The following is a 26,113-nucleotide window of genomic DNA, read 5'->3' as shown; positions in this document are numbered from 1 at the left end:
CAAATGCAGCATAACGAATTTCAACTGCTGACGGCGCAGAACAGTGCGCCGATAAAAATGTGGACTCACGGGGTTCCGGTAGAGCCAGAGGCGCGTGAGCAGTTGCAGAACACCGCGAAGATGCCGTTTATTTTTCAGCATCTGGCGGTAATGCCCGATGTACATCTCGGTAAAGGTTCCACCATCGGCAGCGTGATCCCGACCAAAGGGGCCATTATCCCGGCGGCGGTTGGGGTGGATATTGGTTGCGGAATGATCGCCGTACGCACCTCGCTGGTGGCAAGCGATCTGCCGGATAACCTGAGCGGGCTTCGCAACGCAATCGAACAGGCGGTGCCGCATGGACGTACCAGCACGCGTTCCGGGCGTGATAAAGGGGCCTGGGAAACGCCGCCGCAGGAAGTGGATAGCCACTGGTCAATGCTGGCGGCGCGGTTTAAACGTCTGACGGATAACTATCCGCAGTTGTTGAAAACCAATAATTATCAGCATCTGGGAACGCTGGGTACGGGCAACCATTTTATTGAGGTCTGCCTGGATGAACAGCAGCGTGTGTGGGTGATGTTACATAGCGGTTCGCGTGGAGTGGGTAACGCCATCGGTACCCTGTTTATCTCACTGGCGCAGGAGGATATGCGGCAGCATATGGCGAACCTGCCGGATAAAAACCTGGCCTATTTCCGGGAGGGGAGTAAGCACTACGATGACTACATGGAAGCCGTGTCGTGGGCGCAGGATTTTGCCCGTCATAATCGGGAAGTGATGATGTCGCGCGTACTGGCGGCGCTGTCACGTATTGTAACAAAACCGTTTATGACCCAGCAGGAGGCGGTGAATTGTCACCATAACTACGTGCAAAAAGAGACCCATTTCGGCGAAGAGGTACTGGTAACGCGAAAAGGGGCGGTATCCGCGCAGAAGGGACAGATGGGAATTATTCCCGGTTCGATGGGGGCGAAAAGCTTTATCGTGCGTGGGTTGGGAAATGAAGAGAGCTTCTGCTCCTGTAGCCATGGCGCAGGGCGTACGATGAGCCGTACGGCAGCGAAAAAGCGCTTTACTGTTGATGACCAGATTCGGGCTACTGCTCACGTTGAGTGTCGTAAAGATAGTGACGTTATTGATGAAATCCCGATGGCCTATAAAGATATCGATGCGGTCATGGCGGCTCAGGCGTCGCTGGTGGAGATTGTTCACACTTTACGTCAGGTGGTATGCGTAAAAGGATAAATGAGATGACTTATAGCGGCGTGGATGCCGCCATGCGTGAACGCGTGCGGCAGCAATTAACAGAGGTGGAGCAGCGTTATGGCGTCAGAGTACTGTATGCCTGCGAATCCGGCAGCCGTGGCTGGGGCTTTGCCTCGCCGGACAGCGACTATGATGTGCGTTTTTTATATGTACATCCGCCGGAGTGGTATTTGCGGGTAGAGGCACCGCGTGACGTGATCGAACTGCCCATCGATGATGAGCTGGACGTGAGCGGCTGGGAGTGGCGTAAAGCCTTAGGCTTACTGAAAAGCGCTAACCCGACGCTTATTGAGTGGCTGGATTCGCCGGTGGTCTATCAGCAAGACGATGCCACCGTCTGTGCGCTTAAGGCGGAGATGCCGAAATGGTTTTCTGCCGTGCGGGCGCGCTGGCATTACTACTCCATGGCCCGCAGAAACTTTCACAGTTATTTGCAGGGCGATGAGGTGCGGTTAAAGAAATACTTTTATGTGCTGCGCCCATTGCTGGCGGTGCGTTGGGTAGAGGCGGGAAAAGGCGTGCCACCTATGCGCTTTGCCGAGCTGTTTGCCGGAAGCGAGCTGGATTGTGAATTGCGTCAGGATATCGCTGAACTGCTGGCACGTAAGCAGCGTGCAGGGGAAGCGGAATATGGCCAGCGTCTTCCACGATTGCATGCGTTTATCGCAGCCGAGATCGAAAGGGGAACTATTCCCCCTGCGTTACCGGAGAGCCGGGAAGGCGATGTCAGGACGCTGGACGCGTTGCTCTACCGGACGGTAATGGGGCTACGGCTGTAGCCCCGGTGGCGCTGCGCCACCGGGGAAATACCGCCTGCGATCACTCGAATAAATTATGATGCAGCTTCTGCACGACCTGCTCCGCTTCGCCGCCTGGCACCAGGAAACAGAGGTTGTGGCTGGACGCGCCGTAACAAATCATGCGGATGTTGAACGGGTCCAGCACGCCGAAAACTTCCTTGCCTACACCGCTGGCTTTCGACAAGTCGTTACCAATGATGGCCACCAGCGCGAGGTTCTCTTCCACTTCTACACGACAGAGTGAAGAAAGTTCGGTCAACAGACCTTGCGTAAGTAACGTATCGCCCGTCGACGTGGAGCCGGTGGTATCCAGCGTCAGCGCTACGCTCACCTCAGACGTGGTTATCAGGTCAACTGAAATGCTGTGGCGCGCCAGAATGCCGAACACTTCCGCAAGGAAGCCGCGGGAGTGCAGCATGTTCAGGCTGTGTAGCGTCAACAATGTCTGTTTGCGACGTAACGCCAGCGCGCGGAATAACGGTGGGTTACTGGTTTTGTTGCACACCAGTGTGCCGCCGGCCTTCGGATCTTTGCTGGAACCGACAAAGACCGGGATATCGCTACGAACGGCAGGCAGCAGGGTCGCCGGGTGCAGGACTTTCGCCCCGAAAGTTGCCATTTCAGCCGCTTCTTCAAAGGCAATTTCGTCAATGCGTTTGGCGGCAGGCACCACGCGCGGGTCGGTGGTATAGATACCGGGTACATCGGTCCAGATGTCGACGCGGGTCGCATGCAACGCTTCGCCGAGCAGCGCGGCGGTGTAGTCGCTGCCACCACGGCCCAGCGTGGTGGTGCGGCCTTTCGCTTCACTGCCAATAAAACCCTGAGTAATGATGATGCTGTCCGCCAGGCGCGGCGCAAGCTGCTGGGTAGCTAGTTCAGACAGGGCTGCCACATCGGGTTCGGCACGGCCAAAGCGATCGCTCGTACGCATCACTTTACGCACGTCAAACCACTGCGCCTGCACATTGCGTTCACGCAGGATTTCCACAAACAACAGAGTGGACATCAGTTCCCCGTGGCTGACCAGTTCATCGGTTAACGCATTGGAGGTGGCCAGCGATGCGGCTTCTGCCAGAGTGGTGATGTTTTCCAGCAGACGTTCGATCTCTTCGCGAATGATGTCCGGATTCGCCAGTCGTTCCAGAATATCGAACTGAATTTTGCGAATCGCATCGAGCTTAACGAAACGCTCGGTCGCCTCAAGCCCTTCGGCAAGCGCGACCAGCAAATTTGTGACGCCAGCGGAGGCGGAAAGCACGACCAGACGTACGCTCGCATCGGAAAGCACCACGTCCGCACTGTGGTTCATTGCATCAAAATTTGCCACGCTGGTACCGCCGAATTTGGCGACGACAAGCGGGGAAACGGAGTGACTCATTGTTATAACCTCGTGTCAGGGAAGCCTGGCGTATAACGTCAGACAAAATTATTCAGCCATGGCACAAGGGAAGAGCGAAAAGGGGTAGGCGCAGAGCAAAAGACAACTACGATTACACCCAGAAGTGCTCCACCACTTGTGAAACGCCCGACTGCGAACGTTTCTGGTGACAACTCAAGGGATTCAGCCCCTGTAGCCGATGATGAATGCCGCCATGCAATTCACCACCTCGGCGTTACTCCCCCTCAGGTGTTTTCTTTAGATTGGCTCTTCCAACACCGTACCTGGGTAACGCTCCTCTTCTGGCCCGCGCGCACGCAGGTAGCGCCCTAATAAATAAAGGCTGGCGGCATCGCTGTCAATGTTACGATTATGCGGATTTTTCATGCAGACGAATCGATTAGAAAAACGCCTTATGTTGGATGTATTTATCGCGTAAAAACGGTCGTTTTAGCGACGCTGCTGGACAGCGACACAAAAACCATCACAATTTTCATTCGCAGGCGCTACAATCGACCGCAGTCACAATTCTCAAATCAGAAGAGTATTGCTAATGAAAAACATCAACCCAACGCAGACCGCTGCCTGGCAGGCACTCCAGAAACATTTTGATGAAATGAAAGACGTCACCATTGCGGATCTGTTCGCGAAGGATGCCGATCGTTTCTCTAAGTTCTCCGCGACCTTCGACGACCTGATGCTGGTGGATTTCTCCAAAAACCGCATTACCGAAGAGACGCTGGCAAAACTGCAGGATCTGGCGAAAGAAACTGAGCTTGCCGACGCCATCAAATCCATGTTCTCCGGCGAGAAGATCAACCGTACCGAAGACCGTGCCGTGCTGCACGTGGCCCTGCGTAACCGTAGCAATACGCCAATCATCGTTGACGGCAAAGACGTCATGCCGGAAGTGAACGCGGTGCTGGAAAAGATGAAAACCTTCTCCGAAGCGATCATCTCCGGTAGCTGGAAAGGCTACACCGGCAAAGCGATCACCGACGTGGTGAACATCGGTATCGGCGGTTCTGACCTCGGCCCGTTCATGGTGACCGAAGCGCTGCGCCCCTATAAAAATCATCTGAATATGCACTTCGTTTCTAACGTCGATGGCACTCACATCGCCGAAGTGCTCAAGAAAGTAAACCCGGAAACCACACTGTTCCTGGTAGCGTCCAAAACCTTCACCACTCAGGAAACCATGACCAACGCCCACAGCGCGCGTGACTGGTTCCTGGCGACGGCAGGTGATAACAAACACGTGGCGAAACACTTTGCCGCGCTCTCTACCAACGGTAAAGCGGTTGGCGAGTTTGGTATCGACACGGCGAACATGTTTGAGTTCTGGGACTGGGTCGGCGGCCGTTACTCTCTGTGGTCTGCCATCGGTCTTTCCATCATTCTGTCCGTTGGCTTCGACAACTTTGTTGAGCTGCTCTCCGGCGCACATGCGATGGATAAACACTTCTCCACCACGGCTCCTGAGAAAAACCTGCCGGTGCTGCTGGCGCTGATTGGCATCTGGTACAACAACTTCTTTGGCGCTGAGACCGAAGCTATTCTGCCTTATGACCAGTACATGCACCGCTTTGCAGCCTACTTCCAGCAGGGCAACATGGAATCTAACGGCAAATATGTTGACCGTAACGGCAATGCGGTGGATTACCAGACTGGCCCTATTATCTGGGGTGAGCCGGGCACCAACGGTCAGCACGCGTTCTATCAGTTGATTCACCAGGGCACCAAAATGGTCCCTTGCGACTTTATCGCTCCGGCAATTACCCACAACCCGCTGTCGGACCACCATCCGAAACTGCTGTCTAACTTCTTCGCCCAGACCGAAGCATTAGCGTTCGGTAAATCCCGCGACGTGGTTGAAAAGGAATATGCGGACCAGGGTAAAGATCCGAAGACGCTGGAACACGTAGTGCCGTTCAAAGTGTTTGAAGGCAACCGTCCGACTAACTCCATCCTGCTGCGCGAAATTACGCCGTACAGCCTGGGGGCGTTGATTGCACTGTATGAGCATAAAATCTTTACCCAGGGCGCGATCCTCAACATCTTCACCTTCGACCAGTGGGGCGTTGAGCTTGGCAAACAACTGGCTAACCGTATTCTGCCGGAGCTGGGTGATGACAAAGAAGTCAGCAGCCATGACAGTTCCACGAATGGCCTGATTAATCTTTATAAAGCCTGGCGTTAATATCGTTAAGCGATAAAGATAAGCGAAATATGCAAATTAAAATGCCGACGTAATGTCGGCATTTTATTATCGGATAATTCTTGTTGTTCCGGCATCGACATAATTCTTCATTATGAGGTTATTCTGAAAAAACAGAATATCCAGTTAATTCCTCAGTGTTATTTTCAGATGTTACGTATACTTCCATATTGCTAGGGTACTTGTAAGTAAATGAAATTTAATGTTTTTATTTTAAATTAATAACGAAAACTTACCGCTTTTATCCAATTTTCTTAAAACCTCCCGCTTGGTTTCCCATTCGACAAATAGCCTGCTTTAGTTGTGTATACTCGTTCTCGCCTGTTTATTTTCAGGCAAATCTCCATTCATTCAATGAAGGGAAATTGATATGAAAAAAGCACTGTATGGCATTTTTGCCATTACCGCGCTTGCGGCGACTTCTGCTTTTGCGGCACCAATTGAGGTTGGTGACGCGGCAGGGTCGGCAGCGACGACTGTTTCTGCGGGTAGCTCCTCAGCAACCAGCGTCAGCACCGTAAGTTCTGCGGTGGGTGTTGCCCTTGCGGCAACCGGTGGCGGTGATGGCTCCAATACCGGAACCACGACCACCACGACCACCAGTACTCAATAACGGCGAGTACTTTAATCATAACCACACTTCGGTGTGGTTATTTCGTCCCACTCTGGAGAAGAGTCGTGAAGCGACCCGCAATCATCCTGATTTGCCTGCTGATTCAGGCCTGTTCATCCACCACGAAAGGGCTGGGCCATTCGCTCTGGAACAGCGTGTTCGGCACGCCTGGCGTCCAGTTAACCGATGACGAAATCCAAAACATGCCCTATGCCAGCCAGTATGTGCAGCTCAATGGCGGGCCGCAGCTCTTTGTTGTGCTCGCGTTCTCAGAAGACGGGCTGCAGAAGTGGGCGACGCAGGATCAGGCCATTTTCGTTACACAGCATTATCGCATTGTGAAAACCCTGACTAACGGCGACAACCTGCTGGAGGTGAATAACCTGGCGGCAGACCCGTTAGCCAATCCGAATCAAATTATCGATGGCGCGAGCTGGACCCGTACGATGGGCTGGACGGAGCACAAACAGGTGCGTTACGCGACGGCACGTTCGGTCTTCCACTGGAATGGCTCTGACACGGTCATGCTGGGCAGCGAATCCACGCATGTTCGCATTCTTGATGAAGAGATTACGACGGACCTGACCCACTGGCGTAACCGTTACTGGGTGGATGAAGACGGATTAATCCGTCAGTCGGAACAGTACCTCGGGGCGAACTGGTTCCCGGTCAGAACCACGCTTATCAAGGCGGCGAAATCATGAGGCTCTTATCCGCTACCGCGCTTTTACTCTGCTGCGCCTCTTCGCTGGTGCAGGCCGCTGGCAACGTTAATGTCTACATCGCAGGCGACAGTAAACCAAAGATACTTACTAACGCGGCGCGTCTGATTGATGTCGTTGGGCAGCCCCGTCTGGCACAAAGCTGGTGGCCGGGAGCCGTCATCAGCGAAAGGCAGGCCACGGCTGTTGAAGAGCAGCGTCAGCAGGCATTACTGGGCCGTCTTAGCGCGCTGGCCGCCGGTGAAGAGGGTGATGATGCGGCTGCGATAAACAGCCTGCGTCGCCAGATTCAGGCCCTGCGTGTGACGGGGCGGCAACAGGTCAATCTCGACCCGGATTATGTGCGAATCAAAACGCGTGCTAACCCGCCGCTGGAGGGCGAGTACAGCTTGTGGGTAGGGCCGCGTCCAACGACTGTCACCGTGTTGGGACTGGTCAGCCAGCCGGGTAAAAAGCCCTTTACGCCAGGGCGTGACGTGGTGAGCTACCTCGATGAGATGAGTTTGCTGAGCGGGGCGGATAAAAGCTATGCCTGGCTGATTTATCCCAATGGTCAGACAGAGAAAGTGCCGGTGGCGTACTGGAACCGACGCCATGTTGAACCCATGCCAGGCAGCGTGATTTTTGTCGGTTTTGCACCGGCATTATGGGGCGATCGCTACGAAGTGCTGAACGCTGACATTCTTCACTCACTGACGCATCGGATACCGGAAGAATAATGAAAAAATCGTTTGTCATCAGTGTCCTGGCGCTAAGTGTAAGTGCCGCCTGCCAGGCTGAAACGTATCCGGCACCCGTTGGCCCCTCACAATCTGATTTTGGTGGCGCCGGTCTGTTGCAAACCCCTACGGCCCGAATGGCGCCTGCGGGGGAGATAAGCCTCAACTATCGCGACAATGACCAGTACCGCTACTACTCCGGCTCCATGCAGCTTTTCCCGTGGCTGGAAACCACACTGCGTTATACCGATGTACGTACCCGGAAATACAGCAGCGTGGAGGCCTTCTCCGGTGAGCAGTCGTATAAAGATAAAGCCTTCGACCTGAAAGTGCGTTTGTGGGAAGAGGGATACTGGCTACCGCAGGTGGCGATTGGCGCGCGCGATATCGGCGGTACCGGCCTGTTTGACGGCGAGTACATAGTGGCGAATAAAGCCTGGGGACCGTTTGATTTCTCCCTCGGGCTTGGCTGGGGATATCTGGGCACTTCGGGCAACATCAAAAACCCACTGTGTACCTATAAACAAAAATTCTGTTATCGCGATAACAGCTATAACCAGGCGGGCTCTGTGGATGCCAGCCAGATGTTCCATGGCCCGACCGCGCTTTTCGGCGGGGTGGAATACCAGACGCCGTTGCAGCCGCTGCGTCTGAAACTGGAATATGAAGGCAACAACTATCAGCAGGACTTTGCCGGTAAGCTACCGCAAAAGAGCAAGTTTAACGTCGGCGCGATTTACCGGGTAACGGACTGGGCCGACGTTAACCTCAGCTATGAGCGTGGCAATACCTGGATGTTTGGTTTTACCCTGCGCAACAACTTCAATGAGTTACGCCCGAATTACAACGATAACTCACGTCCGAAGTATCAGCCGCAGCCCCAGGATGCCATTCTTCAGCACTCCGTCGTGGCTAATCAATTGACCTTGCTGAAATACAACGCCGGGTTTGCTAATCCACAAATTCAGGTGAAAGGCGACACGCTCTATGTGACCGGGGAGCAGGTGAAATATCGTGACTCACGGGAAGGCGTGGTGCGCGCAAATCGCATCATCATGAACGATTTGCCTGAGGGTATTCGCACGATCCGCGTGACGGAAAACCGTCTGAATATGCCGCAGGTCACCACCGAAACCGATGTTGCCAGCCTGCAACGTCATCTTGAAGGCGAACCGCTGGGCCAGGAAACGGAGCTGGTGCAACAGCGCGTTGAGCCGATTGTGCCGGATTCGCCGGAGCAGGGCTGGTATATCGAGAAATCGAGTTTTGATTTCCACATCGACCCGGTGTTAAACCAGTCTGTTGGTGGCCCGGAAAGCTTCTATATGTACCAGCTTGGGGCGATGGCGACCGCCGACTGGTGGCTGACCGACCATCTGCTGACAACGGGCAGCCTGTTTGCCAACATTGCCAATAACTACGACAAATTTAACTACACCAATCCGCCGCGGGATTCAAAACTGCCGCGTGTGCGTACCCGCGTGCGTGAGTATGTGCAAAACGACGTCTATGTGAATAACCTGCAGGCCAACTACTTCCAGTACATGGGTAACAATTTCTATGGGCAGGTGTACGCCGGTTATCTGGAAACCATGTATGGCGGTGCGGGGGCAGAAGTGCTGTGGCGTCCGGTTGACAGCAACTGGGCCTTCGGTATTGACGCCAACTACGTGAAACAGCGTGACTGGCGCAGCGCACAGGATCTGATGAAGTTTACGGATTATAGCGTTAAAACCGGACACTTAACGGCCTACTGGACACCGTCGTTCGCCCAGGATGTGCTTATCAAAGCGAGTGTCGGACAATATCTGGCGGGTGATAAAGGCGGCACACTGGAAGTGGCTAAACATTTCGACAGCGGAGTGGTTGTCGGCACGTATGCCACCATCACCAACGTCTCGCCGAAAGAGTACGGGGAGGGGGATTTCACCAAAGGGGTGTATGTCTCTATCCCGCTGGATCTGTTCACTTCCGGTGCCACCCGCAGCCGTGCGGCTGTGGGCTGGACGCCGCTGACGCGTGATGGCGGACAGATGCTGGGACGTAAGTTTGACCTCTACAGCATGACCAGCGATAAAAGTTTGAATTTCCGTTAATTTACCGTTGGCTTCCCCTCGCCTAAACCCTCTCCCCCCAGGGGAGAGGGTTTATAACCGCCGCAACAGCTTCGCCGGGTTACCTGCGTAAACCCCTTTCTCGGTAATCGGTCTGGTCACCACACTGCCAGCACCAATCACCACGCCATCGCAAATGGTCACCGCCAGAATGGTGGCGCCGCTGCCAATCGACACGTCATCACCCACTACGATCCTGCCCCAGCTTTCTCTGTCCGGGTTGGGTTTGCCATCCCGGAACATATCGTTAGCAAACATCACGCCATGGCCAATAAAGCAGCGCTCGCCAATGGTCACGTATTCACAGATAAAGCTGTGGGACTGGATTTTGCTACCCTTGCCGATTTTCGAATGCCCCTGAATTTCGACAAAAGGTCCAATGAAAACGTCCTCCGCCAGTTCGCAGTCATACAGATTCACCGGCTCATAAATCACCACGTTTTCGCCGCACATCACGTTACGGATGGCAGCCTGCCGAATAGTCGCACTCATCACTACTCCTTAAATAGCTTTGCCCAGAATATGCAGCGTGCTCTGCTGCGAGGCGGTACTGAACACGGTATCGCGCAGATGTTGGAAACCGTGGCGTTCATAGAATCGACGGGCCTGCAGGTTGGCCTCCAGCACTTCCAGCCAGAGAAAATGTTCACCCTGCGCCCGCGCGCGACGAATGACCTCCTCAATAACCTGTTCTCCATAACCTTTACCGGTCGCCTGCGGCAGAAAATAGAGTTTATGCAGTAGTGTGCCTGACGGGCCCTGGGGGCCAGCGGCAGCATGCCAACTGAATTTGGCAAAGCCGACCGGGATACCATCAGAATGAGCAATCAGCCAGCAGCAACGCTCGTCCTGCACACTCTGCCGCAGAACGGGCAGTGCATATTCCTGTACGAGAAAATTCGCCAGTTCATCTTTTTCCTGCCATAAATGGGCGAAATGATGGAGGTAGCTGGCATACGCCATATCGTGGAGCAGTTCGGCATCACCAACCTGCGCCTTACAAATTGTAAGCATTAGATTTATCGCTCCCTGTTTGCATGCTTGCAGAGCGATATGTCATCACGAGACAGCACAAAATATAAGCAAAAAATCTAGATCTGGATCACATTTTTGCGCTATACAGAAAGCTCGCCACAGAGAATGAGGTGCCGGTATGACAATGCCATCGCTAACTGTTCGTCCACGCGTTGAGTTTATCTCCACCGTTCTCCAGACCGTGCTGAATCTGGGTTTATTGAGTCTTGGCCTGATTCTGGTTGTCTTTCTGGGTAAGGAGACGCTGCATCTGGCGGATGTCCTTTTCGCGCCTGAACAAACCAGCAAGTATGCGCTGGTGGAAGGGCTGGTGGTTTACTTTCTTTACTTTGAATTTATCGCGCTGATTGTGAAGTACTTTCAGTCCGGTTTTCACTTCCCGCTACGTTACTTTATCTACATTGGGATCACTGCGATTGTGCGGCTGATCATTGTCGATCATAAATCTCCGATGGATGTGCTGATTTATTCTGGCGCGATCCTGCTTTTGGTGATCACCCTTTGGCTGTGTAACTCTAAGCGCCTGAAACGCGAGTAAAAAAATGGCGCTCCGAAGAGCGCCTAACAACAGTCACAAGTTAACTCGTCATATTTCGAATTGCAGGGGGGGTAGGCGGCCTCGTCTACCCCCGTCACATACGTTGTGTAAGTGACGGGTGATGTTCTCTCTTACCGCCTTCCTGCAACCCGAGTTATTTAGAGTTTCGGGGTCAATGTTCCAATGAGGACTACAGTGGCATATAACGATGAAAATTAACCTTTTACACCGCCTGCGGTGAGGCCGTTAACCAGCCAACGCTGCGCAAGTAGAAAGACAACCGTAATCGGGATGGCTGACAGCACCGCTGCTGCTGCAAAGTCGCCCCACAGATAGTTTTGCGGGTTGAGGTATTGCTGCATGCCAACGGCCAGGGTGTAGCTGTTTACATCACGCAGTAGCAACGAGGCTACTGGTACTTCGGTGATCGCAGCGATAAACGACAGAATGAACACTACCGCCAGAATCGGCACTGACAACGGCAACAGCACCAGACGGAATGCCTGCCACGGCGTCGCGCCATCCAGCGCAGCCGCTTCCTCCAAAGAGTTGTCGATCGTTTCGAAATAACCTTTAATCGTCCAGACGTGCAGGGCGATGCCGCCCATATAGGCGAAAATGACCCCGCCGTGGGTGTTCAGGCCGATAAACGGAAGGTACTGGCCCAGACGGTCAAACAAGGCGTAGAGGGCAACCAGCGACAGCACCGCCGGGAACATCTGGAAAATCAGCATCCCTTTCAACAGCGTCGCTTTACCGGGAAAGCGCATACGGGCAAAGGCATATGCGCAGGTGGTTGAGAGCGCCACTACGCCAATGGCGGTAATCGCTGCAATCTTAATGGAGTTCCACAACCACAGTAGCACCGGGAAGGGGGGCGGCGTCACGCGGCCATCGGCGTGCTCCACGCTAAAGCCCAGCGCCAGTTTCCAGTGTTCCCACGAGATGCTTTCCGGAATCAGACTCCCGGTGGCGAAGTTGCCTTCACGCAGAGAGATAGTGACGACCATCAACAACGGGAACATGATTGCGGCGATAAACACCAGCAATAATAAATGGGTAATGAATAACCTTAACTTTTGCGATTTCGCCTGGACCATAGCCATAATCATCGCCCTCCTTAATCAAATTTCATACGTGTGGCTTTCAAGTTGACGATGGCAAGCGCGCCTACCAGCAGGAAAATCAGCGTGGCGATAGCGGCGGCGAGGCCAAAATCTTGCCCACCGCCGCCTTCAAAGGCAATGCGATAGGTGTAGCTGACCAGCAGGTCGGTATAACCCGCAGGCGTGGTGGTGCCGATACGATCCGGGCCACCGTTAGTCAACAACTGAATCAACACGAAGTTATTAAAGTTAAAGGCGAAACTGGCAATCATCAGCGGCGTGAGCGGCTTGATCAGCAGCGGGAAAGTGATACGGAAAAAGTTCTGGAACGGCCCGGCGCCATCCATTGCCGAGGCTTCATACAAATCGTCCGGAATCGCTTTCAGCAGCCCCATGCACAGAATCATCATGTACGGATAACCGAGCCAGGTGTTGACGATAATGATCATCGAACGTGCCGTGGTCGGGTCGCTAAACCACGCCGGTTTGATGCCAAACAGCGCGCTCAACATCATGTTGATCTCACCGAAGCTCTGGTTAAACAGCCCCTTGAAGATCAGAATCGAGATAAACGACGGCACAGCGTAAGGCAGGATCAGCAGGACGCGGTAGATGGCCTTGCCTTTGAGCGATTCCCACTGCACCAGGCACGCAAGCACCATGCCGACTGCGACAGTCAACACGACGGTTAGCAGCGAGAAGACCACCGTCCAGACGAAAATCTCAATAAACGGTTTCTGGATACCTTCATCGGTAAAGACGCGCATGAAGTTATCCCAGCCGATGGTCACGGTATAGCCCGGGCTGAGCTTTTCGTCTCCCCAACTGTTATCGGCGTTAACAGCCTGATAGAAACCGAGACTGTTATTGGGACGGTATTTCACACCGCTCTGCTTGTTGGTGAGCGTGCCGTCCTCCGCCATGCTGTACAGCGGCGTGGTACCCGAGAACTGGCGCAGCGAGCTCATCACAACATTGCTGTTATCTGGCAACACGGCGGTCAACTGGTTGAGTGCCGTGCGGTTTTGCGTGACATCACGCAGAGTGCCGCGTTCGCCCGCAGGCAGAGCATCTGTCTCTTTTAAGGCGATTTTTTGCTCGCCGCCGAGTTTAAAGGCGTCCGAAAGATAGTTTTTGCCGCTTTCACCGTCGGTCAGCGCCAGTCGCCAGCTTCCCTCTGTTGGAAACAGGGTAAAGTTATAGGTTTTTCCCGCCTGATAAGAGCGGTCCATCAGCACCTGCTGCGCGCGTTCTTGCGTGAGCTGGTGGGTGCTGCTGTAGTTAGTGAACGCAATGGCGATGGTACAAATCAGCGGGAACAGGACAAACAGCCCCATCCCTGCCAGGCCCGGATAGACATAACGCCAGGCGTAGGTTTTACGGTTAGCAAAAATATACAGGCCAGCCGAGCTTAAAATCAGCGTCGTGATGGCGAAAAGATATTCCCCTTGTGCATACATTAAAACTACAAGGTATCCCACCAGTAAGCCCAGCAGACCGGTCACTGACCATTTCAGCGCGTCACTTTGCCACCAGTGCTTCTTTTTAATGACATCCATGGGGAGCTTCCTCTTACACTTTTTCCTTCACGCTGACGCTTTGTTGGCCAGGGATGCTTACCCCAGTCACTTACTACTGTAAGCTCCTGGGGTTTGCATTTTTTCCGCCTCAAGGCAGCGCGAATGGAGACGTGTAAACAACGTATTCAACAATCCTTATTCCCGAAGGAATAAGGGACTACAGCCTTACTTAGTGATACGGCCCTGCGCGTCTTTCAGCGCGGCATCGACGGTCTGACGACCACTCACTGCGTTGATCACGGCGGTGCGGGTGGCGTACCAGAAGGCAGCCATCTGCGGGATGTTTGGCATGATTTCGCCTTTCTGGGCGTTATCCATTGTTGCCGCGATACGTGGATCTTTCGCTAACTGCTCCTGGAAGGATTTCAGTGCTACTGCGCCGAGCGGTTTGTCTTTATTCACTTCACCCAGACCCTGATCGGTAATCAGGTAGTTTTCCAGAAACTCTTTTGCCAGCTCTTTATTGGGGCTGGCGGCGTTAATACCGGCGCTCAGTACGCCAACGAACGGTTTGGACGCTTTGCCTTTAAAGGTTGGCAAAGAGGTTACGCCGTAGTTGATTTTGCTCTTATCAATGTTGCCCCACGCCCATGGACCGTTGATGGTCAGCGCAGTCTCGCCTTTGTTAAATGCGGCTTCGGCGATGGAGTAATCCGTATCCGCATTCATATGTTTGTCTTTGATGAGCTTAACAAGGAAATTCAGACCCGCTTTCGCGCCTGCGCTGTCCACACCGACATCTTTCACGTCATATTTGCCGTTTTCAAATTTGAAGGCGTAACCGCCATCAGCGGCAATCAGCGGCCAGGTGAAGTACGGTTCTTGCAGGTTGAACATCAGCGCGCTCTTACCTTTCGCCTTCAGCTCTTTATCCAGCGCCGGGATCTCTTCCCAGGTTTTTGGCGGGTTCGGTACGAGATCTTTGTTGTAAATCAGTGAGAGGGATTCCACGGCCACCGGGTAGGCTATCAGCTTGCCGTTGTAACGCACTGCATCCCAGGTGAACGGGAATAACTTGTCCTGGAAGGCTTTATCCGGGGTCACTTCCGCCAGCAGGCCAGACTGTGCATAGCCGCCAAAACGGTCATGGGCCCAGAAAATAATGTCCGGGCCATCGCCGGTGGCCGCAACTTGCGGGAATTTCTCTTCCAGCTTGTCCGGGTGCTCAACGGTGACCTTTATACCGGTATCTTTCTCGAATTTTTTACCCACTTCGGCCAGGCCGTTATAGCCTTTGTCGCCGTTGATCCAGATAACCAGCTTACCTTCTTCAATTTTTGCGAGGGCAGAAGCGGAGAACATCATCGTCGTCAGTGCGGACAATGCGAGGATGCGTGCGCCTGTTTTGAATTTCATATATCCCGTCCTTTAGGTGATGTGCTCGTGGATATGTTTGGTGGTCTAACGGGGTGTAGTCTCCTTTGTTGGCAAGCGCTTCTCATCCTCCTTAAACCTACGCCCCTGGGGGTATTTGTGTGATCTCTGTTACATAAAGTTTCTTTATGTGTGTTAGCGCACATAAAAAACCACCGATTTTTGCCGCCTGCGTCACGAAAATCGCCCTGGCCTCCGGCGCCACGGGGCAGACTCGTCCCTCTCATCCTCCCGTCTCCTCCCCCATAAAAAAGCAAGGGGGTGGAGGATTCGCCAGCGTTATCAATAGCCCATAGTCAGCCCATCTTGAATGTTTCTGTAAGTGACAGGTTGTAACGAAGGGAGAGGGGCATGGCGAGCGTACAGCTGCGGAATGTAACGAAAGCCTGGGGCGATGTGGTGGTGTCAAAAGACATCAATCTCGACATCCACGAAGGAGAGTTCGTGGTGTTTGTCGGTCCGTCAGGCTGTGGGAAGTCGACGCTGCTGCGCATGATTGCGGGTCTGGAAACCATTACCAGCGGCGATTTGTTTATTGGCGATGCTCGTATGAACGATATCCCACCCGCCGAGCGCGGCGTGGGCATGGTGTTCCAGTCTTACGCACTTTATCCCCACCTTTCCGTGGCGGAGAACATGTCATTCGGTTTAAAGCTGGCCGGAGCGAAAAAAGAGGTCATTAACCAGCGGGTCACTCAGGTAGCTGAGGTCCTGCAACTGGCGCATTTACTGGATCGTAAACCGAAAGCCTTGTCTGGCGGTCAGCGTCAGCGTGTGGCGATTGGCCGTACGCTGGTGGCGGAACCGCGCGTTTTTCTGCTGGATGAACCGTTATCCAACCTTGATGCCGCGCTGCGTGTACAGATGCGCATTGAGATTTCACGTCTGCATAAGCGCCTGGGTCGCACGATGATTTACGTCACCCACGATCAGGTGGAAGCGATGACGCTGGCCGACAAAATCGTGGTGCTGGACGCCGGTCGCGTCGCACAAGTGGGTAAACCGCTTGAGCTTTACCACTATCCGTCAGATCGCTTTGTCGCCGGGTTTATTGGTTCGCCGAAAATGAATTTCCTGCCGGTTAAGGTTACCGCTACCGCCATTGAACAAGTCCAGGTCGAACTGCCTAACCGCCAGCAGGTCTGGCTGCCTGTCGACAGCGCCAATGTGCAGGTCGGCAGCAATATGTCACTCGGTATCCGCCCTGAACACCTGCTGCCCAGCGACATCGCCGATGTCACCCTGGAAGGCGAAGTTCAGGTCGTCGAACAGCTAGGTCACGAAACGCAAATTCACATCCAGATCCCCGCCATCCGTCAGAACCTGGTCTACCGCCAGAATGACGTGGTGTTGGTAGAAGAGGGGGCCACATTCGCTATCGGTCTGCCACCGGAGCGCTGTCATCTTTTCCGTGAAGATGGCACCGCCTGTCGTCGGTTGCATAAAGAGCCGGGCGTTTAAGGTCTCCCACTAAAAAAGCAAAACGCTAAGCCATTCGCGTCGGCATCAAAGCGGCAAGCGAATGAACCCCAGGGAACGTACCGCGAGTACGTGACCAGGGGGAAGGGGCGCAGCCATTGAAGAGGCAGTCCGAAGGGTGACGCGTTTAAAGAAAAGCAATGATCTCAGGAGATAGAATGATGACTACTCTGCGCAAAGTTCCACTGGCAATCGCCATCGCTGCGGGCATTTTGTCTGCCCAGGCGGGCGCTGTCGATTTTAAAGGCTATGCCCGTTCGGGTATTGGCTGGACCGGCAGCGGCGGCGAGCAGCAGTGCTTCCAGGCCACCGGTGCTCAAAGTAAGTATCGTCTTGGTAACGAATGCGAAACCTACGCCGAACTGAAACTGGGCCAGGAAGTATGGAAAGAAGGCGACAAGAGCTTCTACTTCGATACCAACGTAGCCTACTCCGTTGCCCAACGGAATGACTGGGAAGCGACCAGCCCTGCGTTCCGTGAAGCCAACGTTCAGGGTAAAAACCTGATCGACGCGCTGCCTGGCTCCACCATCTGGGCAGGTAAACGCTTCTATCAACGTCATGACGTTCATATGATCGACTTCTACTACTGGGATATCTCTGGTCCTGGTGCGGGTCTTGAAAACGTTGATCTTGGCTTCGGTAAACTCTCTTTAGCGGCAACCCGTTCATCTGAAGCGGGCGGTTCCGGTACCTTCGCTGACCGTGACTCGCTGGGTAATCGCGTATATGACAACCTGGTGCCGAACGATGTCTTCGACATGCGTTTAGCGCAAATGGCTATCAACCCTGGCGGTACGCTGGAGTTAGGTGTGGATTACGGTCACACCAACCTGCCGGATAAATATGACCTGGCGCCGGGCGCATCGAAAGATGGCTGGATGTTCACCGCTGAACATACCCAGAGCATGATGAAGGGTTACAACAAGTTTGTTCTGCAATACGCAACAGACTCCATGACCTCTAACGGTAAAGGTATTCCGCAGGGCGGCAGCATCAACAACAACGGTTCACTGTGGCGTGTTCTGGATCACGGGGCAATCAACCTTGCTGACAGCTGGGACCTGATGTATGTCGGTATGTACCAGGATATCAACCGTGACGACAACAACGGTACCAAGTGGTGGACTGTGGGCGTACGTCCTATGTACAAATGGACGCCGATCATGAGCACCCTGCTGGAAGTGGGTTATGACAACGTCAAATCCCAGCGCACCAGCGAAACCAACAACCAGTACAAAATCACCCTTGCTCAACAGTGGCAGGCTGGCGACAGCATCTGGTCTCGTCCGGCGATTCGTGTTTTCGCAACCTATGCGAAATGGGATGAGAAATGGGGCTATGCCAATAGCGATTCCGGTGCCGGTTACACCTCTGGCGTAGCATATCGCGATACCTCTGCGAAAACCTTCAGCCGTGGTGATAACGACGAGTGGAGCTTCGGCGCCCAGATGGAAATCTGGTGGTAATTCTCACCACCTGACGTACCGAAACAAGAGGGGCGCAAGCCCCTCAATTCTTCGAGATAGCGCGCTATTGCCGGGCGTTAGCTGTCTCTCGTAAAGAAGGTGATAACAATGAAAATGAAAAAAAGTTTCGTCGCCCTGTGCCTGACCGCGGGTTTACTCGCCGCAGCGCCTGGGGTTAGCTTCGCAGATGTTAACATTGTCCCGCAAAATACCACGGCGGCCCCTGCCATTCCGGCCTCCGCACTCCAGCAACTGAGCTGGACGCCTGTCGATCAAAGCAAAACACAAACAACTGAGCTTGCCACCACGGGCCAGCGCCTGAATGTGGCGGGTATCAGTGGCCCGGTGGCCGCATACAGTGTCCCGGCGAACATCGGTGAACTGACGCTCACGCTCAGTAGTGAAGTGAATAAACAAACCAGCGTTTTTGCTCCAAACGTGTTGGTGCTCGACCAGAACATGTCACCTGCCGCGTACTTCCCCAGCAGCTTTTTCACCTATCAGGAGCCGGGAGTGATGAGTGCCGACAGGCTGGAAGGGGTGATGCGCCTGACGCCTGCACTGGGCCAGCAAAAGATCTATCTGCTGGTCTTCACAACCGAGAACGATCTGCGCCAGACCACCAAACTGATAGACCCGGCTAAATCCTACGCCAAAGGTACGGGTAACGCGGTACCGGATATCCCCGATCCGATAGCACGTCACGTTACTGAGGGTGTGGTGAAACTGAAAGTGAAAACCAGCAGCGGTTCCAGCGTGCTGGTTGGCCCGCTGTTTGGTTCATCCGGACCAGGGCCGGTGACGGTAGGCAATACTGCCGCGCCTGCCACAGCCTATAGCGCACCGGCGGCCGCACCTGCTGCTGTGGCTGGCGCACCAGCCTCTGCGCCTGCACCTGCCGCGAAAAGTGAGCCGATGCTGAATGACACTGAAAGCTATTTCAACCAGGCCATTAAACAGGCCGCAGCAAAAGGCGATATCGATAAGGCCCTGAAATTACTGAATGAAGCTGAGCGTCTCGGGTCCACATCCGCCCGGAAAACCTTTATCAGCAGTGTAAAAGGCAAGGGGTGACCGTCTCCCCGCAATGCTGATGTTTGCAACAACTGGTGCGTCGCCTGACGCACCCTTTTTTCCGGCGCAACGACGCTGTTGCATATCTGTTGCGCTTATGAAAACTGAATGAAGTTTCCCCGCCGAGGCAGCCTGTTCTGCGATACAATAATGTGACGTTATGTATTGGAGAGTAAGGCATGTCACACCCCGCGCTTACGCAATTGCGTGCGCTGCGCTATTTTGACGCACTTCCCGCGCTCGATCCGCAGCAACTGGACTGGCTGTTGCTGGAAGATTCCATGACGAAACGTTTTGAGCAACAGGGTAAACAGGTGTCCGTGACGCTTATCCAGGAAGGATTTGTAACGTCCGATATGCTTGATGGCGAGCGCCATTTGTTGCCTGACGATTCGAGGTACTGGCTGCGGGAGATCCTGCTGTGCGCTGATGGCGAACCCTGGCTTGCCGGACGCACCGTCGTGCCGGAGTCGACCCTGACCGGTCCTGAACTTGCACTGCAGAAGTTGGGTACCACGCCGCTTGGGCGTTATCTCTTTACATCATCTACGCTGACACGAGATTTTATTGAAGTTGGTCGCTATGAGACGCTGTGGGGAAGACGCTCCCGCCTGCGCCTGGGAGGGAAACCTCTCCTGCTGACTGAACTGTTTTTGCCTGCGTCACCGCTGTACTAAGAGGAAAAAAAATGGAGTGGAGTCTCTCGCAGAATAAGCTGCTGGCTTTTCATCGACTCATGCGCACGGACAAGCCCATTGGTGCGCTGCTGCTGCTCTGGCCAACGCTGTGGGCGCTGTGGGTGGCAACGCCGGGCGTTCCTCCCCTGTGGATCCTGATGGTTTTTGTGGCAGGGGTCTGGCTGATGCGTGCGGCAGGCTGCGTGGTAAATGACTATGCGGACCGTAAATTTGACGGGCATGTGAAACGCACGGCCAATCGTCCGCTGCCCAGTGGGGCCGTCACGGAAAACGAAGCGCGGATACTGTTTGTGGTTTTGGTGGTGCTGGCGTTTGCCCTGGTATTAACGCTTAACACCATGACCATTCTGCTCTCCGTTGCGGCGCTTCTGCTTGCCTGGGTATATCCGTTTATGAAGCGGTATACCCATTTGCCACAGGTGGTGCTGGGGGCGGCATTTGGCTGGTCGATTCCGATGGCGTTTGCTGCGGTGAGCGAATCGGTGCCGCTGAGTTGCTGGATAATGTTTCTCGCCAATATCTTGTGGGCGGTGGCCTACGATACGCAGTACGCCATGGTTGATCGCGACGATGACCTGAAAATTGGCATCAAGTCGACCGCCATTCTGTTTGGTCGCCACGATAAGCTCATCATCGGCATTCTACAGGTGGCGGTCCTGGCGCTGATGGTGGCGATTGGTGCGCTCAATGGCTTAGGCTGGCACTTCTACTGGTCGGTCATTGTCGCGGGGGCGCTGTTTGCTTATCAGCAGAAGCTCATTGTGAATCGCGATCGTGACGCCTGTTTTAAAGCGTTTATGAATAATAACTACGTGGGGCTGGTACTGTTTATCGGTCTGGCGACAAGTTACCTGGCGTAAGACGATTTCCCGGATGCGGCGTTACCTTATCGGGGCTACCGTAAGCGCAAAGCTTCGTGTAGCCCCGATAAGCGAAGCGCATCGGGGAAGTTACCGGATGCGATGCTTTACTCCGCCTGCGTCGCGCTCTCAATTGTCAAACGCACATCTGAGGTAATCAGCTCAGCTAAAAGCTGATATACCGCCAGCGTCTGTTCGGGCTCTGCATCTCCGGTATCACTGATATACCCTTCATCACGCAGCGTCAGCACCAGAGTACTGAAAACTGCCTTATCGAAGAATTCCGGGGCATTGATACCGTGCAGAACAGACAGACGTTGCGCCAGAGTGCGGCTCTCTTTCTCCAGCGTGCTGCGGTTCATCGCCGGATTTGCGCTCAGCAACCAGAAAGTGATGGCATAACGTTGCAACGTTTCGCGCGCGCCAGCCGCCAGCAATTGCAGAGTGCGGGAATGTGCCGGATTGATATAGAGCTGGCCATCCTTCATGGTGATCAGCCCCTGGCGCAGCAATTCCTGCGCAAGATTTTCCAGCACGCCGGCCAGCTCTTCTTTTTCCCAACGCAAGAAAAGCTCAGCTTTCAGCATCGGGTAGAGCAGTTCCACATGGCGCAGCATTTCGTCCTGAGAGATATGACGATGCTGGGTGATAATGGCCGCCATCAGCGATGGCAACATCAGCATATGCGCAATGTTGTTGCGATAGTAGGTCATCAGTACCGCCTGCTCGCGCGGCAGAATGATGATGTCGCCAATCGTATCTTTCTCTACCTCGAACTTATTCATCTGCAGGGCGTGCTCAATAAGCGCGTCCGCACTGACGGTGGGTACCGTTATATCGGCCGCATAAGGCACATTGCGCATCAGGTTGAGGTAGCAGTTCAACTGCTCGGTAAGCTGTTCACGGGTCAATGAACGCTGGCGAGAAGCCAGAAGCGCGGTACAGCAGAGGTTCATCGCGTTTGCCGCGCCGGCATTGTTAATACGCACCATCAGATCAGCAGCAATCGCATTCACTGTCGGCGTCAGCCAGGCAGGACGGACAGCCTCTATGGGATCGATGGACTCACGCCATTCCGGTACGCGATGGTTCAGATAGTTCATCAGCGGAATGGGTTCGCCAAAGTTGACATAGCCCTGACCGAGATTACGCAGCTTACTCAAACCGCGTACCATCTGGGCAAAACCTTCTTTTTCTTTCGTCGCGCCGCGCAGTTCTTTGGCGTAGGTGCCAACTTCCATGACGTGCTCATAGCCAATGTAGATTGGCACCAGCGTGATCGGACGCGTGCCTCCACGGAGCATAGCCTGAATCGTCATAGACAGCGTACCGGTCTTCGGATCCAACAGACGACCCGTACGAGAACGCCCACCTTCAACAAAGTATTCTACTGAATAGCCGCGGTTAAACAGCTCACCCAGATACTCGCGGAAAACTGTCGAGTAGAGCTTGTTGCCCTTAAAGGTACGACGAATAAAAAACGCGCCCAGACGACGGAAAATAGGCCCCGCCGGCCAGAAGTTCAGGTTAATACCGGCAGCGATATGCGGCGGCACCAGCCCCTGATGATAGAGCACGTAGGAGAGCAGCAAATAGTCCATATGGCTGCGATGGCAGGGCACATAGACAATCTCATGACCATCATGGGCGAGCTGACGAACACGTTCCGCGTTATGCACATTAATGCCCTGGTACAGACGGTTCCAGGTAAAACCGAGGATACGGTCTGACAGACGGATCATCTCGTAAGAGAAGTTTGCTGCGATCTCTTCCATCAGCGCAATTGCGTTTTGTTGCGCTTTATCATGGGAGATCTTCTTGCTGCGCGCTTCGTCTTCTACCGCGCGGGCGATGGCTTTAGAGGAGAGCAGCTTATTAAACAGGTCCTGACGGGCAGGTAAACGCGGCCCCACTGCGGCCAGGCGCTGACGGGCGAAGTGCATACGCGCTACGCGGGCCAGCTTTTGCGCAATGATTTTATCCGTACCGTGCTCGGTTGCCATATGACGCAGCGAAACCGGCGGCGAGAAACGCACAAAGCTGTCGCGGCCAAGCCATGAGATCGCGAAAAACTTCTGAATACCGTTTAGCATACGCAGCGGCGGGTTGACCTCGCCCTTTTCGCGCCCGGGAGAACGACCGAACATCATCGACACAGGCACCATCTGAACATCCAGATCGGGATGGCTGCGGTGCAGATCGAGATAGTCATGGAACAACTTGACCGACTCTTCTTTTGGCGTGTACCAGGTAAAGACGCGCGGTCCGCCGTGAATAAAGATATAACGCGGCAGCTCCGCTCCGTCGATTTCAAGCGGTTCGAGGGGGTCGGGCAAATCATGCGCCAGACATTGAGCGCGCAAGGTTAGCAAGTCTGCCTTCGAATTATAAGGCAAAACGTACATAATAGGGCGTGACGTATCGAGTCCTAATTCCTGGGCGGGTTCCGCCGGGATAGACTTGCTTTTTACCAGGACGCTTAATGGTAAATTAAGTAATTTGTAGTAAATTCGTGGCCAGCCGGACATAAACGATGTAAAGCCTCTGGTTAATAATGCCATTGCGCGGCAAGAATATCAGAAAGTCCGCAGAATTTCTTTTCTACCTCTATAAGCTTACATAGACATTGACGTTCATTACATAAAAAGGTTGTTTTTCATGGCCAACAATACCACTGGAATTACCCGCATCATTAAAGCGGCAGGCTATTCATGGAAAGGGGTGCGCGCAGCGTGGATTAACGAAGCTGCTTTTCGTCAGGAAGGTGTTGCGGTCATTATTGCTATCATCATTGCGGCTTTTGTGGACGTTGACGCTATCACGCGTGTTCTGTTGATTGGTTCTGTCGTGCTGGTGATGATTGTGGAAATCCTCAATAGTGCGATTGAAGCGGTGGTTGACCGTATTGGGTCTGAATTTCACGAACTCTCAGGGCGTGCGAAGGACATGGGGTCTGCAGCCGTACTAATGGCCATTCTTCTGGCACTGTTCACCTGGGTTTCTCTGCTGTGGGGCTATTTTCGATAACGCTTCCAGAAATACGTTAAGACTACGCTTTTTGCTTAATTTTGGTTTCAAAATCACCTTTAGCTGTATATACTCACAGCATAACTGTATATACACCCAGGGGGCGGAATGAAAGCTTTAACGGCCAGGCAGCAAGAGGTGTTCGATCTTATTCGCGATCGAATCAACCAGACAGGTATGCCGCCGACGCGTGCGGAGATCGCGCAACAGTTGGGGTTCCGTTCCCCAAACGCGGCAGAGGAACACTTGAAAGCGCTTGCGCGTAAGGGCGTTATTGAGATTGTATCGGGTGCGTCTCGCGGTATTCGTCTGCTTCTTGAAGAAGAAGATGATGCTGGCTTACCGCTTATCGGGCGTGTCGCTGCTGGCGAACCTTTGCTGGCGCAACAGCATATCGAAGGACACTATCAGGTCGATCCCTCTCTCTTCAAACCTAACGCTGATTTTCTGCTTCGTGTAAGCGGTATGTCGATGAAAGATATCGGCATCATGGATGGCGACCTGCTGGCTGTTCATAAAACTCAGGATGTTCGTAACGGACAGGTTGTTGTGGCGCGTATTGACGATGAAGTGACGGTCAAACGCCTGAAAAAACAGGGCAATACTGTACAGCTATTGCCTGAAAACAGTGAGTTTTCCCCCATTGTGGTTAACCTGCGTGAGCAGAACTTCACTATTGAAGGGCTGGCGGTTGGCGTTATCCGCAACGGTGAATGGCTGTAATATCCTTCTGATCCGTGGCGGCAATTCTGCTGTCACGGTTGCTTTCTTTTCCTGACAAAGCTTTAACTTTTGCTTTATCCCCCTGATCCCACTCAGTTTTGTTCTGCATATCTATTCCGTTAATTTCCATTCTGGTGGTTAAAAATTCCGAATATAGATTCATGGCCGCTATCCTTAACTACAATAATTATCACGTTCAGGATATTTAGAGCGTAACGAAAGGAATAACGCTGTCCATGACCAACGATGAGGAGATGACAATGAATAAAGACGAAGTCAGCGGCAACTGGAAACAGTTCAAAGGTAAAGCGAAAGAGCAGTGGGGTAAATTGACCGACGATGATATGACTATCATCGAAGGTAAACGTGACCAACTGGTCGGTAAAATCCAGGAACGTTACGGCTATGCCAAAGATCAGGCAGAAAAAGAAGTCGTCGACTGGGAAACGCGGAATGATTACCGCTGGTAGCCTTCACATCCCCCTCAATGTGTAGACCCTCATGGCTACCCTGCCCGAACGGTACATGGATGTACCACCCTCAAATGGCTTATCTGCTTAAAAGAGAAAATCGCGACTAGCGCGATTTTTTTTTCAACTGAATCGTGTGGTCATGATGGCATTCGCCGGGATGTCGGCACGCTTCAACCTCAGCGCAATCAGCGCATAATCCATGGGCTTCAATAACATTATGGCGTAGCGCAAAACCGCGTTTTGCCGCCAGCGCATGCATAATATCTTCCACGCCCTCCGCCTGTTCTTCTTTTACCACGCCACAACGGTCACAGATAAACATCGCAGAAGTGTGCGTCGGTTGATCGAAAAGATGGCAAAGCACATAGCTGTTCGTGGACTCCACTTTATGCACAAACCCTTGTTCTAAAAGAAAATCAAGCGCGCGATAAACGGTAGGGGGTTTAGCTTGAGGCTCTGCCTCACGCAGAAGGTCGAGCAGATCGTAAGCGCTGATGGCCCCCTGTTGCAGACTCATCAGGCGTAACACTTCGAGGCGCTGGGGAGTCAGGCGCACATTCCGTTGCACACACAGTTTTTCGGCCTGCGCGAGCATCTCTTGCGAAGTGGACTTATCCATAGGCGTTCTCTCATGAAATAGCGATATAAGCCTCCACTTTATCATGTTCTGTACTAAACGCCGAGATCGCGACCGCGCCTTCACCTTTCGCAATCGCCATGTGTCTTCTATAAATATTGATGGTCACTTCATATAACAACATCTTCTGTAACTTTTTATTACATTCAGTAGAAATAGGATATTTTTTGGATGTTATTCGCAGCAATAGAGCTTCCCTGTCCATGTCACAACTAGCAGGGG

At 53.4% G+C, this 26,113-nt stretch carries 26 protein-coding genes and 1 riboswitch; of the genes, 16 read left to right on the top strand and 10 right to left on the bottom strand.

Annotated features, from left to right (window positions below; translation table 11 throughout):
- The first annotated feature begins 3 nt into the window (after nt 1-3).
- Nucleotides 4-1,230 carry an RtcB family protein gene (locus AAIG39_RS22005; protein ID WP_090088968.1) on the top strand — a complete coding sequence of 409 codons (1,227 nt, stop codon included), beginning with the start codon at nt 4-6 and terminating at the stop codon, nt 1,228-1,230.
- A 5-nt stretch (nt 1,231-1,235) separates the two neighbouring features.
- On the top strand, nt 1,236-2,030 hold the full coding sequence (locus AAIG39_RS22000) for a nucleotidyltransferase domain-containing protein (protein WP_090088970.1): 795 nt from the start codon (nt 1,236-1,238) through the stop codon (nt 2,028-2,030).
- A gap of 40 nt (nt 2,031-2,070) precedes the next feature.
- Here the strand turns inward: AAIG39_RS22000 and lysC are convergent, their stop codons facing one another.
- Nucleotides 2,071-3,432: a lysine-sensitive aspartokinase 3 gene (gene lysC / locus AAIG39_RS21995; protein ID WP_090088972.1), complete on the bottom strand. Its 1,362-nt coding sequence runs from the start codon at nt 3,430-3,432 to the stop codon at nt 2,071-2,073.
- Nucleotides 3,433-3,546: 114 nt separating this feature from the next.
- A riboswitch (Lysine riboswitch) is annotated at nt 3,547-3,742 on the bottom strand.
- 243 nt (nt 3,743-3,985) lie between these two features.
- Between lysC and pgi the strand changes: the two genes are divergently transcribed.
- From pgi to AAIG39_RS21970, 5 genes are all read left to right on the top strand, one after another.
- Complete coding sequence (gene pgi, locus AAIG39_RS21990) at nt 3,986-5,632, top strand: glucose-6-phosphate isomerase (protein WP_343194746.1); 1,647 nt, start codon at nt 3,986-3,988, stop codon at nt 5,630-5,632.
- A gap of 388 nt (nt 5,633-6,020) precedes the next feature.
- Nucleotides 6,021-6,263 carry an exopolysaccharide production protein YjbE gene (gene yjbE / locus AAIG39_RS21985; protein ID WP_047372205.1) on the top strand — a complete coding sequence of 81 codons (243 nt, stop codon included), beginning with the start codon at nt 6,021-6,023 and terminating at the stop codon, nt 6,261-6,263.
- 65 nt (nt 6,264-6,328) lie between these two features.
- A complete protein-coding gene (locus AAIG39_RS21980) occupies nt 6,329-6,967 on the top strand; it encodes a YjbF family lipoprotein (RefSeq protein WP_090088976.1) in 639 nt (212 codons plus the stop codon).
- Nucleotides 6,964-7,704: a capsule biosynthesis GfcC family protein gene (locus AAIG39_RS21975; RefSeq protein WP_343194745.1), complete on the top strand. Its 741-nt coding sequence runs from the start codon at nt 6,964-6,966 to the stop codon at nt 7,702-7,704. The genes AAIG39_RS21980 and AAIG39_RS21975 overlap by 4 nt, the downstream gene beginning before the upstream one ends.
- Complete coding sequence (locus AAIG39_RS21970; RefSeq protein WP_090088980.1) at nt 7,704-9,800, top strand: YjbH domain-containing protein; 2,097 nt, start codon at nt 7,704-7,706, stop codon at nt 9,798-9,800. The genes AAIG39_RS21975 and AAIG39_RS21970 overlap by 1 nt, the downstream gene beginning before the upstream one ends.
- 51 nt (nt 9,801-9,851) lie before the next feature.
- On the opposite strand, the gene AAIG39_RS21965 is transcribed toward AAIG39_RS21970, so the two are convergent.
- Both AAIG39_RS21965 and AAIG39_RS21960 read right to left on the bottom strand, forming a co-directional pair.
- Entirely contained in the window at nt 9,852-10,310 is a 459-nt protein-coding gene (locus AAIG39_RS21965) for an acyltransferase (RefSeq protein WP_343194744.1), read from the bottom strand.
- A gap of 9 nt (nt 10,311-10,319) precedes the next feature.
- Nucleotides 10,320-10,832, bottom strand: coding sequence for a GNAT family N-acetyltransferase (locus AAIG39_RS21960; protein WP_090088985.1), 513 nt, complete (start codon nt 10,830-10,832; stop codon nt 10,320-10,322).
- A 145-nt stretch (nt 10,833-10,977) separates the two neighbouring features.
- On the opposite strand from AAIG39_RS21960, the gene psiE reads away from it, so the two are divergent.
- Complete coding sequence (gene psiE, locus AAIG39_RS21955; protein ID WP_039077938.1) at nt 10,978-11,391, top strand: phosphate-starvation-inducible protein PsiE; 414 nt, start codon at nt 10,978-10,980, stop codon at nt 11,389-11,391.
- A 215-nt stretch (nt 11,392-11,606) separates the two neighbouring features.
- Here the strand turns inward: psiE and malG are convergent, their stop codons facing one another.
- From malG to malE, 3 genes are all read right to left on the bottom strand, one after another.
- The gene (gene malG / locus AAIG39_RS21950) at nt 11,607-12,497 is read right to left on the bottom strand and encodes a maltose ABC transporter permease MalG (RefSeq protein ID WP_090089033.1); all 891 of its coding nucleotides are present in this window, start codon (nt 12,495-12,497) and stop codon (nt 11,607-11,609) included.
- A 14-nt stretch (nt 12,498-12,511) separates the two neighbouring features.
- On the bottom strand, nt 12,512-14,056 hold the full coding sequence (gene malF, locus AAIG39_RS21945; protein ID WP_249569855.1) for a maltose ABC transporter permease MalF: 1,545 nt from the start codon (nt 14,054-14,056) through the stop codon (nt 12,512-12,514).
- A gap of 186 nt (nt 14,057-14,242) precedes the next feature.
- Complete coding sequence (gene malE, locus AAIG39_RS21940; protein WP_090088988.1) at nt 14,243-15,433, bottom strand: maltose/maltodextrin ABC transporter substrate-binding protein MalE; 1,191 nt, start codon at nt 15,431-15,433, stop codon at nt 14,243-14,245.
- Between the two features lie 369 nt (nt 15,434-15,802).
- Here malE and malK point away from each other — a divergent pair, with 369 nt between their 5' ends.
- The 5 genes from malK (at nt 15,803) to ubiA (ending at nt 21,031) form a co-directional block, all read left to right on the top strand.
- Nucleotides 15,803-16,912, top strand: coding sequence for a maltose/maltodextrin ABC transporter ATP-binding protein MalK (gene malK / locus AAIG39_RS21935; protein WP_090088990.1), 1,110 nt, complete (start codon nt 15,803-15,805; stop codon nt 16,910-16,912).
- 176 nt (nt 16,913-17,088) lie between these two features.
- Nucleotides 17,089-18,399, top strand: coding sequence for a maltoporin (locus AAIG39_RS21930; protein WP_090088993.1), 1,311 nt, complete (start codon nt 17,089-17,091; stop codon nt 18,397-18,399).
- A gap of 108 nt (nt 18,400-18,507) precedes the next feature.
- The gene (gene malM, locus AAIG39_RS21925; RefSeq protein ID WP_249569853.1) at nt 18,508-19,473 is read left to right on the top strand and encodes a maltose operon protein MalM; all 966 of its coding nucleotides are present in this window, start codon (nt 18,508-18,510) and stop codon (nt 19,471-19,473) included.
- A gap of 179 nt (nt 19,474-19,652) precedes the next feature.
- Complete coding sequence (ubiC, locus tag AAIG39_RS21920; protein WP_090088999.1) at nt 19,653-20,150, top strand: chorismate lyase; 498 nt, start codon at nt 19,653-19,655, stop codon at nt 20,148-20,150.
- A gap of 11 nt (nt 20,151-20,161) precedes the next feature.
- The gene (gene ubiA, locus AAIG39_RS21915) at nt 20,162-21,031 is read left to right on the top strand and encodes a 4-hydroxybenzoate octaprenyltransferase (protein ID WP_090089001.1); all 870 of its coding nucleotides are present in this window, start codon (nt 20,162-20,164) and stop codon (nt 21,029-21,031) included.
- Nucleotides 21,032-21,138: 107 nt separating this feature from the next.
- Here ubiA and plsB read toward each other — a convergent pair whose 3' ends face one another.
- Nucleotides 21,139-23,559: a glycerol-3-phosphate 1-O-acyltransferase PlsB gene (gene plsB / locus AAIG39_RS21910; RefSeq protein ID WP_090089003.1), complete on the bottom strand. Its 2,421-nt coding sequence runs from the start codon at nt 23,557-23,559 to the stop codon at nt 21,139-21,141.
- A gap of 130 nt (nt 23,560-23,689) precedes the next feature.
- On the opposite strand from plsB, the gene AAIG39_RS21905 reads away from it, so the two are divergent.
- Both AAIG39_RS21905 and lexA read left to right on the top strand, forming a co-directional pair.
- On the top strand, nt 23,690-24,058 hold the full coding sequence (locus AAIG39_RS21905) for a diacylglycerol kinase (RefSeq protein WP_090089005.1): 369 nt from the start codon (nt 23,690-23,692) through the stop codon (nt 24,056-24,058).
- A 108-nt stretch (nt 24,059-24,166) separates the two neighbouring features.
- Nucleotides 24,167-24,781 carry a transcriptional repressor LexA gene (gene lexA / locus AAIG39_RS21900; protein WP_090089007.1) on the top strand — a complete coding sequence of 205 codons (615 nt, stop codon included), beginning with the start codon at nt 24,167-24,169 and terminating at the stop codon, nt 24,779-24,781.
- Here the strand turns inward: lexA and AAIG39_RS21895 are convergent.
- The gene (locus AAIG39_RS21895) at nt 24,756-24,944 is read right to left on the bottom strand and encodes a hypothetical protein (protein ID WP_343194743.1); all 189 of its coding nucleotides are present in this window, start codon (nt 24,942-24,944) and stop codon (nt 24,756-24,758) included. The genes lexA and AAIG39_RS21895 overlap by 26 nt on opposite strands.
- 97 nt (nt 24,945-25,041) lie before the next feature.
- On the opposite strand from AAIG39_RS21895, the gene AAIG39_RS21890 reads away from it, so the two are divergent.
- The gene (locus AAIG39_RS21890; RefSeq protein ID WP_039077936.1) at nt 25,042-25,251 is read left to right on the top strand and encodes a CsbD family protein; all 210 of its coding nucleotides are present in this window, start codon (nt 25,042-25,044) and stop codon (nt 25,249-25,251) included.
- A gap of 106 nt (nt 25,252-25,357) precedes the next feature.
- Here AAIG39_RS21890 and zur read toward each other — a convergent pair whose 3' ends face one another.
- A complete protein-coding gene (zur, locus tag AAIG39_RS21885) occupies nt 25,358-25,873 on the bottom strand; it encodes a zinc uptake transcriptional repressor Zur (RefSeq protein ID WP_047372189.1) in 516 nt (171 codons plus the stop codon).
- A 10-nt stretch (nt 25,874-25,883) separates the two neighbouring features.
- Nucleotides 25,884-26,113, bottom strand: a 230-nt coding sequence (locus AAIG39_RS21880) for a hypothetical protein (protein WP_343194742.1), incomplete at its 5' end; no start/stop codon positions are given.

The sequence above is a fragment of the Phytobacter palmae genome (genome assembly GCF_039409775.1).
GTDB lineage: Bacteria > Pseudomonadota > Gammaproteobacteria > Enterobacterales > Enterobacteriaceae > Phytobacter > Phytobacter palmae.
This window is presented reverse-complemented; position numbering and strand designations above follow the sequence as displayed.